This window comes from Halpernia sp. GG3, assembly GCF_052976925.2.
This window is the reverse complement of record NZ_JBRIIR020000010.1, coordinates 187,353-200,562: the sequence shown is the minus strand read 5'-3', so window position 1 is coordinate 200,562 and position 13,210 is coordinate 187,353. Positions and strand designations below refer to the sequence as shown.

The following is a 13,210-nucleotide window of genomic DNA, read 5'->3' as shown; positions in this document are numbered from 1 at the left end:
ATTCGTTAATTTTTGTTAAAAAAACTTATCAAATATAATAAAAAAAGTAATTTACTAAGGATTTTGTAATTTTAAATTGTCAGGATGTTTAGTTTACTTTCAAATCAAAATTTCAATATTGAGAACCTGCAATTTGCGGCTGAGCAAAAAAAAATAAAAAGAACTTAAAAAATGATCAAAAAACGTATAAGCTTATTTTACTTTTTCAAAGAGGTATAATTTACTACCAGAGAATGCATATTTCTGCATTAAATTACCTTCCAAAACCATCGTTTTATTTGTAACATCAATAATTGAGATGTAGTTATTAGAATTGTATTTTAAGTAATTTTCTTTATTTTTTGTTAATGGATTTTTGCCAAAATCATATTTATATTTTACCAGATACTCATCATTGGATTGACAGTGAACGGGTCTAAATTTCTCTCTGTTTGATTTAAATTCAAGTACTTCAAAACCATTCGTGCAGTCATTTTTGTAGTTGTTTTCCGGATTAGAATCTTGTGAAAACTGTTCATAAGTTCCGTTGTAAACAGCTACTACTTTCCACACGCCGTCTATTCGGTCTTCATTTATTTTTCCGTCTGCTTTTTGCACCGCCCAACTAACTCCCTTTACCGTACCTTTCACAGCAGAGTAACCAAGTTTTGCAGTAGTTGTAATAATTTTAGCAGCGGTGGAAACTATACAAGAGGATAATAAAAAACTTAAAAAAACAACAGGTAGGATTTTATAGCATTTCATACTTTTTAATTAATTAGAATGCAATTTACCCTTTTTTAAGCTGTTTAATTTTATTTATTTTCTACGTAATCAATAAATTTTAAATAGGTGAGATATTTTAAAATCATAAACTAAAATCATAATCTATGGTTCAAAACTTTCAAATTTTCCATTAGAATAGAACATCACGATCTTTTTAATTTTAATTTCCTGATTGTCAACATTTTGAAGTAGTATTTTGCTGTCTGGTTTTTCTAATCGCTGAGAATCGCTTATTTTCTCTGTTAAGGATTCTGTGATTGGTTTAAAAGATTCTCGCGAACGTCCATTTTCAATTTTATCTTCACTCTCAGTAATTCCAAATTGATCATCGTCTATCAAACTGAACAAATCTGGTGGAGCTACCGTTTTATTTTCTGTTTTTCTAATTTCATTTTCATCTAACTGAGATTTTTGAGGAGTAGGCTTCATTTCACCTTCACCGTTGATCAACCAATCCCAACTAATCTCCGGGAAACGGTATTTTATCTTGGTTATAAATTCTAAAGATGGTTTATTTCTGCCAGAAGTGATATGTGAAATACTCGAACGTTGCACATCGATTTCATCTGCAAACTCTGAAGATGTAAATTCGCTCTCTGCTAAAATTTGTCCTATTCGCTCATTTAAATTCATAATCACACAGTTGGTTTTATATTACAAATGTAATATTATAAACGTCAAGTGTAAATTACATTTGTCAATAATTAAAATTACATTTGTATAATAAATTTTAAATAATTGATATATAATAAGTTACAGATATAAATTTGATGTTATTCCATTCAAATTTAATTATTATGACTTAGTATTCGACGAGAATTACTGAATTGAACTAAACTAAAGAAGGTGAATTTTATTAGAAAATCGTTAAACATGTCAAATTAATGTCTGCCGTCTTCCCCACGATCTGCATCATATTTTAGTTTTCGATCCTTAACTTTAAGCGGAAAAGCGAGCGATGCTCCGATGCTTGTGCCTAAAATTAAAAGTATAATTAACAAAGAATGAGTCGTTTTAAATCCCCATTCATCCATTTGAGAGTGAAGTATCATCTTTAATCCAATGAAAGTCAATAGTAAGGCAAGACCAAGTTTTAGATATCTGAGTTTATCTATGACGCTTGCGAGTAGAAAAAACATGGACCTTAGGCCAATAATTGCAAAAATATTAGAAAAGAAAACGATATATGGATCTTTTGTGACTGAAAAAATTGCGGGAATACTATCCACTGCAAATATTAAATCTGTAAATTCTACGATTACCAAGACCAATAAAAGCGGAGTTATTTTCCACACACCATCAATTAAAACCCAAAACTTATGACCTACAAAATGGTTGTGAACTTTAAAATATTTATTGGCAAATTTAACTACGGGATGGTGTTCTGTATCAATAGTTTCTTCCTTATTTCTATCTAAGAACATTTTTGCACCGGTAAATACCAGAAAAGCACCAAAAATGTATAGAATCCATTCAAACTTGTTTATCAGTGCCGAACCTAGAAAAATAAAGCCAAACCTCATTACAATGGCGCCTAAAATCCCCCAAAATAAAACACGGTGGTAATTGTCCTGTTTTACATTAAAAGATGTAAAAATAAGCATGATCACAAATATATTATCAATAGATAGCGCATATTCTACAACATAACCTGTGAGAAATTCTAATCCTAAATTCTGATTGTACAGATCTAAACTGTGTGGAAGATCATTGGGAATAATTTGGATAGGATGGTGGTGCTTTTGAATGATCATTTGCAATTTATCCAAACTGTCAATGCCGTGAATGAGCTGGCCGTAAGTCAAGATAAAAAAATAAAAGATCATAGCCAGAGAAACAACGATAAAGCTTGTTATTCCAGCCTGTTTCAAGGATATTACATCACTTTTTTTACTTAGTAAACCTAAGTCAAAAGCCAATAATAATCCTATAAATATTAAAAATCCTATAAGGAAAGTAAGTTCAGGGGTCATATATAAATATTACCACAAATATACTTCCAATTTAATTTATAATAAAGTTTACAATTGTAATTTATACGATTGGATTATTTATTTTGAAGTATTTTTTGTTTATTATTTATATCTACAATCGGGTATAAAACCTTTTGAATACTATTAAAGTAAACATGAATTATAACTTTATATAAATAAAATAAACGTTTCATTTTTAGGTGATTATATAATTAAATTATAAATAATTTATTCCACAAAATTACCAACAGTCAAAGTGACATTTCATTGTGTTTAAATAATTTACAAATGTTATAATTTTAATTAGACAAGAAATTGATTATTTTTGAACATTGTAAAATTTATAAAAATGGCAGAAGGCTTCAATTACCTTAAAAATCCTAATTTCCCACAGCGGTATATTTCTCCTCAGAAATTATTTATTTATCTACAAGAAAACTATGCGGATGCAATTACCCAAATTGGTAAGTCAACTTTAGATAATCCTATTTTTAAATTTTCAATGGGTAATGGAACTTTGAAAATTGTTGCTTGGTCCCAGATGCACGGGAATGAATCTACTGCTACACTTGCAATGCTTGATTTTATTTATTCTTTAGAGAAAAATTCTACTTTACAATCTGATTTAGAAAATGAAATTACTTTGGATTTTATTTTTATGCTAAATCCTGATGGAAGTGAAAAATGGATACGAAGAAATTCTGTAGACATCGATCTAAATAGAGATTATAATCAGGAATCCAGTTTAGAAATAAAGATCCTGAAAGATTTAATTAGTAAAGGAAACTATGATTATGCTTTAAACTTACACGATCAAAGAACTATTTTTACAACAGACGGTGTAAGTCCTGCAACGCTTTCATTCCTTTCGCCTTCAGAAAATTTGAATCGTGAAATTACCGAGAACAGAAAAAAAAGTATGGCAGTGATTGCTTTTATTTTTGATCAGTTAACCGGGAAGTTGCCAAATCAAATAGGAAGATATTCTGATGAATTTTACCCGGAATCTGTGGGCGATAATTTAATGAAAGCAGGAATACCGACCATTTTGTTTGAAGGGGGTCATTTTCAGAAAGATTATTTACGTGCGAACACCCGAAGATTTTATACTAAGGCATTATACTTATCAATTGTCGGAATTATTAATTTAAAAGGTTCCGCAAAAAATTATGAGGCTTACTTTAAAATTCCGGAAAATAGAGAAACTCATTACGATATTGTTTACCGAAATGTAAAATTAAATACTGATTTCCCCTGTATTTTAGATGTTGCTGTTCAGTTTCGTGAAGATTATTCTGGTGGAGAGGAAATCATTTTTACTCCAATTATAGTTGAAGTTGGTGATGTTGGTGAAAAAAAAGGTTGGGAAGAAATAGACTGCACGGGATTGTTTTTTAAATCGGATAAAAAATACCCCAAACTAAATGAAGTGCAGAATTTTGAAATAATTTAATTTTCAATCCGTTGTTTTTCCTGAAGATTTCTTAGATCATTTTTGTCTCGAAATATTGTAATTAAAAATCTTTATTGAACATTTAAATTTAAGTTCTAAAATTTCTTGTACAAAGAGGGATATAAAATTTAAAAGATTATTGCAAAATTTGCCCTGCTCACATCAAGTTAAATTTCTATTTTTGCCTTATGTCGAAAAACTTTTTCAGATTCTTATTTTTTAGTTTTTTCTTATTTATATTTTCTTGTGCTACAAAAAAACCAGTTGTAAAACCCGCAATAAAGATTATAAAAATAGAAACGAAGCCTCCAGTATTATTACCTGCACCTGCAAAAGCAGTTGCTTTAATCTTACCGGAAGTTCCCCGAGAATTTCGAGCCGCTTGGATTGCGACGGTCGCAAATATAAACTGGCCATCCCGTAATAATCTTTCAACAGAAGAACAAAAAGCAGAAGCCATTAAACTTCTGGATCTATTAAAAGAAAATAATTTTAATGCCGTTATTTTTCAGGCCCGTCCTTCTGCCGATGCACTCTACGATAGTAAACTAGAACCGTGGTCTTATTTTTTAACAGGCGAAACGGGCAAAGCGCCAAATCCTTATTATGATCCTTTGGAATTTTGGATTACGGAGGCACACAAAAGAGGTTTAGAACTTCATGTTTGGCTCAATCCATTTCGCGCTTACCATACAACAGGTGGTAAAATTACTTCTGAATCTATTGTTAATACTATGTCGGAAGATGTTGTAAAATTGAGAAACGGCACTTACTGGATGGATCCATCTAGTGAAAACACCCAAAATCACGTGTCAGAAGTAGTGAAAGATTTGGTAAAAAGATACGATTTAGATGGAATTCACTTTGACGATTATTTTTATCCTTATAGAGAATATAATGGAGGTAGAGATTTCCCCGACACAAAATCTTGGACCAATTATTTAAAAATGGGTGGATCATTATCCCGTGCAGATTGGCGACGCGCAAATGTTAATAAATTTGTTAAAAGAATATATAACGAAATTAAAGCGGAAAAAAATGATGTGAAATTTGGAATCAGCCCATTTGGGATTTGGAAACCAGGTTTTCCTTCCGATGTTGCAGGTTCTTCACAATACGATGAGCTTTACGCCGATGCAAAATTATGGTTAAACCAAGGTTGGATTGATTATTTTTCACCACAATTATATTGGCCAATTGATTCTCCTAAACAAAATTTTAATTCACTTTTAAATTGGTGGAGTTCAGAAAATACACAAAAACGCCACTTATGGCCAGGTTTAAATACAGTTGAAATTAAAGCGGCGAATCGTCCGGAAGAGATTGTAAGTCAAATAAATTCTATCAGAACAATTTTGCCAACGAGCAAAGGCGAAATTCATTATAGCATTGCTGGTTTATTAAAAAGTTCTGCGATGACACATGCTTTAAAAAATATTCCTTATCGTGAAAAAGCCTTGGTACCCGAAACGCCGTGGTTAAAAACTATTTCTCTTAAAAAACCGGGAATTTCTCTTCTAAAAAATGAAAATAATATTTTAGTTAAATGGACTTCTGAAGATCTAGATAATGTTAGGGAATGGCTTTTGTACACAAAATACGGTGACAATTGGTCGGTTGAAATTTTAACACCAGATATTTTATCTAAAAGATTAGAACAAACAAAATTGGGAAAAAATCTTTTGGCTATTGCAGTAAAATCAGTCGGAAAATTAGGAAATGAAAGTCCGTATGAAGCTTCAGTTGTAAATTAATTAGCATCATTAAAAGCATAAAATCACTATCTTTGCAAACTTAATTTTATGATTGAGATTAATATTTAAATCTCAAATCTTCAAATCTCAAATCTAAACTTATGAAATGTGGCATCGTCGGCTTACCCAATGTAGGCAAATCAACTTTATTTAATTGCCTAAGCAATGCAAAAGCGCAATCTGCAAACTATCCTTTTTGCACCATCGAACCTAATGTAGGAACGGTTTCTGTGCCAGATCAAAGATTATTTGAACTTGAAAAACTTGTTAATCCGGAGCGGGTTTTACCTGCAGTTGTAGAAATTGTAGATATTGCAGGTTTGGTAAAAGGCGCCAGTAAAGGTGAAGGATTGGGAAATCAATTTTTGGCAACAATTAGAGAATGTGAAGCCATAATTCACGTTTTAAGATGCTTTGAAAATGATAATATTATTCACGTGGAAGGCTCTGTAGATCCTTTGCGCGACAAAGATATTATCGATATAGAATTACAGTTGAAAGATGGTGAAGCTCTTAATAAAGCCGTTGATAAAGCCAAAAAACATATTAAATCTGGTAAAAAAGAAGATGTTTTAACGTACGAAACATTGGTAAAACTAACAGATTTTGTAGAGCAGGGAAACAACGCCAGAGAATTTCAGACAGATGATTTTGGTCAAAAAATAATGAGTGAAGTTCAGCTTTTAACTAATATACCTATACTTTACGTTTGCAATGTGGACGAAGATTCTATTAAAAATGGAAATCCGTGGATTACAAAAATCGAAGAAATGGCTGCAAACGAAGGCGCCGAAACAATTGTTTTAGCCGCACAAATTGAGGCCGACATCAATGAATTAGACACTTTCGAAGAACGCCAAATGTTTTTGGAAGAACTCGGATTAAAAGAACCGGGTGTAAACAGACTCATTCGTCAAGCCTATCATTTATTAAAATTGCAAACTTATTTCACTGCAGGTGTAAAAGAAGTTCGTGCCTGGACCATTCAAAAAGGATTTACCGCGCCACAAGCAGCCGGCGTCATTCACACCGATTTTGAGAAAGGTTTCATCCGCGCGGAAGTTATTAAATATGAAGATTATTTAAAATACGGCTCGGAGGCAAAAATCAAAGAAGCCGGGAAAATGGGTGTAGAAGGTAAAGAATACATCGTTCAGGACGGGGATGTCATGCATTTTAGATTTAACGTTTAGAATTATTTGGGCGCCAATTTCCGTCTTCCGTTCCCAATCTTTTTATTTTTTTAAGAAAAAATAAAAAGGATTTCCACTCAAGCCGGGGCGCAACTTAGGTTTTAAAAGCAAAATATATTTATAATTAATCGGATTTTTTTAAGTTCGATTTTTTATTAAATATTAAACTAAAATTTTTTGGTGAGTTTTCAGGCTTGAACTTTTGGTTCTCTTGTTTCAAGACAAAAGAACGGAAAATAATAAAATAGTTTTTAAATGTCTCTTCAATGAAAGTAATTTTTAAAAATATTCTTACTACAATTTATATCAAAATAAATTTTTATAAATTAAAATGGATTTCCTATTTTTGTAACAATCTGAATTTTGGAATTTTAAATTAAATTTTCTTTAAATATTAATGAGCGAAAATATAGAAGCGCAATATACCGAAGATAACATACGGTCATTAGAATGGCAGGAGCACATTCGTCTAAGACCAGGAATGTACATCGGGAAATTAGGCGATGGTTCTTCAGCAGACGACGGTATTTATATTTTAATCAAGGAAATCATTGATAATTCTATCGATGAATTCGTGATGAAATCCGGTAAAAAAATTGAAATAAAATTAGATGAGGGCAGAATTAGTATTCGCGATTATGGAAGGGGAATTCCTTTAGGAAAAGTAGTGGATGCCGTTTCTAAAATGAACACCGGTGGTAAGTACGATTCCAAAGCCTTCAAAAAATCCGTAGGTTTAAATGGAGTAGGAACGAAAGCGGTAAACGCTCTTTCAGATTTTTTCCGGGTAAGATCAATTCGTGAAGGACAAATTAAAACTGCCATATTTTCAAAAGGCTTAATTACGGAAGATTCTAATGTCACAGAAACGACGGAGAAAAATGGGACTGACATAAGTTTTGTTCCAGACGGCACTATTTTCACGCACTTTAAGTACCGGAAAGAATATATTGAGAAAATGCTCAAAAATTATTCTTATCTCAATCCGGGATTAAAATTATACTTTAATGGTGAGGTTTTTTACAGCGAAAATGGTCTAAAAGATTTGCTGACAGAAGAATTGGAAGAAGAAACCCTTTATCCTATCATTCATTTGAAAGACGAAGATATTGAGATTGCCATCACACATTCTGATAAATCACAATCTGAAACCTATTTTTCCTTTGTTAATGGTCAAAACACCACGCAAGGTGGAACGCATTTAAATGCTTTTCGGGAAGCTTATGTAAAAACAATACGTGAGTTTTTTAATAAAAACTTTGAAGCAGCAGATATTAGAAAATCAATCATTGCGGCGGTTGCAGTAAAAGTGGTTGAGCCAGTTTTTGAGTCTCAAACGAAAACTAAACTTGGTTCCAATGAAATGGAGCCCGGCAAACAAACGGTCCGGACTTTTGTAATTGACTTTATGAAGTCTAAACTGGATAATTTTTTACATAAAAATCCAGATGTTGCAGACGCTATACAGAGGAAAATAATCGTTTCGGAACGTGAAAGAAAAGAACTTTCGGGTATTCAAAAATTAGCCAGAGAAAGAGCAAAAAAAGTATCACTTCACAATAAAAAACTGCGAGATTGCCGCCAACATTATAGCGATCAAAAAGCTTTAAGAAAATCTGAAAGCACCATTTTTATTACTGAAGGAGATTCTGCGTCTGGTTCGATCACCAAGTCGCGCGATGTAGAAACCCAAGCCGTCTTTAGTTTGAAGGGGAAACCTCTAAACTGCTACGGAATGACCAAAAAAGTCGTTTATGAAAATGAAGAATTTAATTTATTACAAGCCGCGCTTAATATTGAAAATAGTTTAGAAGATTTACGCTACAACCAAGTGGTTATCGCAACTGATGCCGATGTTGATGGTATGCATATTCGGCTTTTATTGATTACTTTTTTCTTACAATTTTTTCCAGATTTAATTAAAAACGGACATCTTTACATTCTTCAAACCCCACTTTTTAGAGTCCGAAATAAAAAAGAAACCAGATATTGTTACTCCGAAGAGGAAAGAATAAAAGCGCTAAATGACCTTGGGAAAAATCCTGAAATAACCCGTTTTAAAGGTTTAGGAGAGATTTCACCGGACGAGTTTAAACATTTTATAGGTAAAGATATTCGATTGGAACCAGTAGTTTTAGGAAAAGACATCAGCATAGAAAATCTTTTAGAATTTTATATGGGCAAAAATACACCAGACCGGCAGGTTTTTATTCTTGAAAATTTGGTTGTAGAGGAAAATTTGCTCGATGCAAAACCAAAATTACAAACAGTAGAATCATAAATTTGCGATATGAGATTAAGTAATAGACTAAAAGCACCACTATATAATTTTTATCTAACGGTAATTAACTTAACCGCATTTACTGGAATCCTTGCTTTTTCATTAGAAATTTTTAAGTTTAACATGCTACGAAATGAACAGTACTTATTACTAATTATTCCCTTTTCAATCCTTTTAATTTTTATTACAAGAGGTAATCAAATTTTTGAATATGACAGTGATGGCGAAGCAATTAACTTTAAAAGCAGAAATGTATTTCCCTTTTTTACTAAAAAGGTAAGTGATGAATTTCCAAAATATAAGGTAGTTAGTTTTGAAATTATAAATCTTATAATTCTTAAAAGATTATACCTAACAATAAATAGTAAGAAGAAAAATTTTATAACTTTAAAATACGATGTTTCATATCTCACCAAAAAGGAATTAAATAATCTAAAATTTTCGTTAAATAAAATAGTCAAATATAATCTTGAAAAAGCAAATTCAGAAATTACATAATGATAGAAGATAATTCACACGAAGAAGATAGTTTAAAGAAAGTTTCTGGCCTTTATCAGGATTGGTTTTTAGATTACGCTTCTTATGTAATTTTAGACCGCGCAATTCCTTCAATTTTCGATGGTTTTAAACCTGTGCAACGTAGAATTATGCATTCTATGCGCGAGTTGGAAGACGGTCGTTACAATAAAGTGGCGAATATTGTTGGTAATACTATGAAATACCATCCGCATGGAGACGCGTCTATAACGGATGCGATGGTACAAATTGGGCAAAAAGACATACTAATTGATACACAAGGAAACTGGGGAAATATTTATACAGGCGATTCTGCTGCAGCTGCAAGATATATTGAAGCACGATTAACGCCTTTTGCTTTGGAGGTGGTTTTTAATCCTAAAACTACAATTTGGTCTAAATCTTATGATGGTAGAAATAATGAGCCCGTAGATTTACCTGTAAAGTTTCCTTTGCTACTAGCGCAGGGAGTGGAGGGAATCGGTGTAGGCCTTTCCACCAAGATTATGCCGCACAATTTCAATGAACTAATTGCTGCTTCCATTGCCCATCTTAAAGGTAAAGACTTTGAATTATTTCCGGATTTTTTAACGGGAGGTTTATTAGATGTAGCTAATTACAATGATGGAGAACGGGGCTCTAAACTTCGTACCAGAGCTAGAATCATACAAAAAGACAAGCACACACTTTGCATTACTGAATTACCGTTTGGCAGAAATACGGGGGATTTAATTGACACTGTTATTAAAGCGAATGAAAAGGGTAAAATAAAAATTAAAAAAATTGAAGATAATACTTCAGATGTTGTTGAAATCAATGTCTATTTAAATAGTGACGTGTCGCCAGACAAAACGATTGACGCACTTTACGCTTTTACAGATTGCGAAATTTCTATCTCGCCAAATGCTTGTGTAATTGTCGGCAACAAACCAATGTTTCTCACCGTTTCAGAAATTCTGCGTAGAAATACAGAATTTACGCGGGATTTGTTGCAGCGCGAGCTGGAAATAGAATTGTTTGAGCTACAGGAAAAATGGCATTTTGCAAGTCTAGAAAAGATCTTTATTGAAAACGAAGTGTATCAGGAGATTAAAAATAGAGCTTCTAAAGAAGAGGTTTATGCGGCGGTTGATAAAGCCTTAAAGCCTTTTACCAAAAATCTTTTGCGCGAAATTACCACTGAGGATATTATTAAACTTACAGAACTTCCTTTCATGCGAATTTCTCGTTATGATCAGGATAAAGCGGTAGAAAATATTGTTGGCTTAGAAGGTAAAATGGAAGAGGTAAAACACCATTTGGCTAATTTAACAGCGTATGCCATTGCTTATTATGAAAATATCCAGAAAAAATATGGTAAAAATCGAGAACGTAAAACAGAATTGCGACTATTTGAAACTATTGATGCTTCAAAAGTTGCTGTTGCTAATGAAAAGTTTTATGCTAATTTTGAAGAAGGTTTCATAGGAACTTCCTTGAAAAAAGACCAGTATTTATTTGATTGTTCCGATATTGATGATATTATTATTTTCCGGAAAGACGGCGTGATGCAAGTTGTAAAAGTGGAAGCCAAAACTTTTGTGGGTAAAGATTTATTGCACGTAGATATATTTAAAAAGAACGATAGTCGAACGATTTATAATATGATTTACAGAGAAGGGAAAGTCGGACCTTATTATATGAAACGCTTTGCTGTTACTTCTATCACTCGGAATACAGAATATTTTTTGGCGTCCGAAATCAAAGATTCAGAAAATCTCTATTTTTCTGCTAATCCAAATGGGGAAGCAGAGTTGGTTTCTATATTATTAAAACCAAATGCCCGCGTTCGTAAAAATAAAATTGATATTGATTTTTCTGAACTCGCCATAAAAGGAAGGAATTCCAAAGGAAATTTAGTCACTAAATATGCTGTTAAAAAAGTAGATTTAAAAGAAGAAGGTCATTCCACTTTAGCACCGCGAAAAATCTGGTTTGATGATACTGTTCGTCGCTTAAATGCTGATGCACGTGGAAATTTACTTGGAACTTTTAAGGGCGATGATAAAATTTTATTGGTCAACGCACAAGGTGAAGCAAAACTGATTTCTTTTGATTTGCAAAACCGTTTTGATGATGACTATTTAATTTTAGAAAAATGGAAACCTGAGCAAGCGCTTTCCTGCATTTATTACGATGGCGAAAAAAATATCTATTTTCTAAAACGATTTTTATTAGAAAATACCTTAAATGTTCAAAGTTTTTTTCCTTCAGAACATCCAAAATCATTTTTAGAGATCATTATTACAGATTCCAACGCCACGGCAGAATTGATATTTGCTAAAGAGAAAGGCCGAGAAAAAGAAAACGAAACAATTAATATCGATGAATTTATTTCTGTAAAAGGCATAAAAGCCTTGGGAAATCAATTAACCAAAGACAAAATAAAAATTATTAACTTACAGATTCCAGCGCCAACTGAAGAATTTAATCCTGGTTTTGACGAAGTAGAATATACCGAAGGTCACGTCAGTTTTATAGACCACGACGTGAAAGACGAAGAATTTCCCGAAGAAGGAACCATTGGAAATCTTTTTGAAGAATAAAAAAATAATATGACACCCATTTTAATTATAATCATTGCCGCCACCGCTATTTTCAGTTATTACGGCTGGCAAAATCCACATATTTTTGAGAAATACAAATTTAATGTGGGTTCCATTTTAAGAAATAAAGAATATATACGTCTGGTTTCTGGAGGTTTTCTGCATGCAGATCCCATGCATTTGATCTTCAATATGTTGACGATTTATTTCTTCGGACCAATAGTTATTCAGGTTTTTGGGCCTGTAGGCTTTCTAATCATATATTTTGGATCAGTTATTTTAGGGAATGCTTTTTCCCTCTATCTATATAAAAATCAATCCTGGTATTCGGCGATCGGCGCTAGCGGGGGAGTTTCCGGTATTTTATTTGCTGCAATTGGTATGGATCCCCACATTGGCATTTACTTTTTTTTCATTCCCATCGCTATTCCGGGTTTTCTATTCGGTTTTGCCTATTTCGCCTATTCCGTTTACTCGATGTTAAATCCACGCGCTAATGACAATATTGGCCACGCAGCACACCTTGGTGGCGCCGCAATGGGTTTGGTTTACGCCATTCTATTGCAACCAGCACAAGCGGTACAAAACAGTTTATATTTATTAATAATGGCTTTACCGCTTCTTTATATGGCGTATGTGGTTTTTGTTCAGAAGAAAATTCTTTAGAATTTTTAAGAGCAACACGATTTT

10 protein-coding genes are annotated in these 13,210 nt (G+C 32.6%); 7 read left to right on the top strand and 3 right to left on the bottom strand.

Annotation, left to right across the window (positions count from 1 at the left end):
- Positions 1 to 192: 192 nt before the first annotated feature.
- From ACVBED_RS05340 to ACVBED_RS05330, 3 genes are all read right to left on the bottom strand, one after another.
- Complete coding sequence (locus ACVBED_RS05340) at positions 193 to 744, bottom strand: hypothetical protein (RefSeq protein WP_447119136.1); 552 nt, start codon at positions 742 to 744, stop codon at positions 193 to 195.
- A 123-nt stretch (positions 745 to 867) separates the two neighbouring features.
- Positions 868 to 1,398 (bottom strand): helix-turn-helix transcriptional regulator, encoded by a 531-nt coding sequence (locus tag ACVBED_RS05335; RefSeq protein ID WP_447119134.1) that lies wholly within the window; start codon positions 1,396 to 1,398, stop codon positions 868 to 870.
- Between the two features lie 248 nt (positions 1,399 to 1,646).
- Positions 1,647 to 2,738 (bottom strand): TerC/Alx family metal homeostasis membrane protein, encoded by a 1,092-nt coding sequence (locus tag ACVBED_RS05330; protein ID WP_473094619.1) that lies wholly within the window; start codon positions 2,736 to 2,738, stop codon positions 1,647 to 1,649.
- Positions 2,739 to 3,087: 349 nt separating this feature from the next.
- Between ACVBED_RS05330 and ACVBED_RS05325 the strand changes: the two genes are divergently transcribed.
- The 7 genes from ACVBED_RS05325 (at position 3,088) to ACVBED_RS05295 (ending at position 13,186) form a co-directional block, all read left to right on the top strand.
- A complete protein-coding gene (locus ACVBED_RS05325; protein ID WP_473094618.1) occupies positions 3,088 to 4,191 on the top strand; it encodes a M14 family zinc carboxypeptidase in 1,104 nt (367 codons plus the stop codon).
- 188 nt (positions 4,192 to 4,379) lie between these two features.
- Positions 4,380 to 5,945 carry a glycoside hydrolase family 10-like protein gene (locus ACVBED_RS05320; protein WP_447119132.1) on the top strand — a complete coding sequence of 522 codons (1,566 nt, stop codon included), beginning with the start codon at positions 4,380 to 4,382 and terminating at the stop codon, positions 5,943 to 5,945.
- Between the two features lie 101 nt (positions 5,946 to 6,046).
- Positions 6,047 to 7,138, top strand: coding sequence for a redox-regulated ATPase YchF (ychF, locus tag ACVBED_RS05315; RefSeq protein WP_447119130.1), 1,092 nt, complete (start codon positions 6,047 to 6,049; stop codon positions 7,136 to 7,138).
- A gap of 397 nt (positions 7,139 to 7,535) precedes the next feature.
- Positions 7,536 to 9,419 carry a DNA topoisomerase IV subunit B gene (locus ACVBED_RS05310; protein WP_447119128.1) on the top strand — a complete coding sequence of 628 codons (1,884 nt, stop codon included), beginning with the start codon at positions 7,536 to 7,538 and terminating at the stop codon, positions 9,417 to 9,419.
- Between the two features lie 9 nt (positions 9,420 to 9,428).
- The gene (locus tag ACVBED_RS05305) at positions 9,429 to 9,917 is read left to right on the top strand and encodes a hypothetical protein (RefSeq protein ID WP_447119126.1); all 489 of its coding nucleotides are present in this window, start codon (positions 9,429 to 9,431) and stop codon (positions 9,915 to 9,917) included.
- Positions 9,917 to 12,520, top strand: a complete 2,604-nt coding sequence (locus tag ACVBED_RS05300; protein ID WP_447119124.1) for a DNA gyrase/topoisomerase IV subunit A — start codon at positions 9,917 to 9,919, stop codon at positions 12,518 to 12,520. The genes ACVBED_RS05305 and ACVBED_RS05300 overlap by 1 nt, the downstream gene beginning before the upstream one ends.
- A gap of 9 nt (positions 12,521 to 12,529) precedes the next feature.
- Positions 12,530 to 13,186: a rhomboid family intramembrane serine protease gene (locus tag ACVBED_RS05295; protein ID WP_447119122.1), complete on the top strand. Its 657-nt coding sequence runs from the start codon at positions 12,530 to 12,532 to the stop codon at positions 13,184 to 13,186.
- Positions 13,187 to 13,210: the final 24 nt, after the last annotated feature.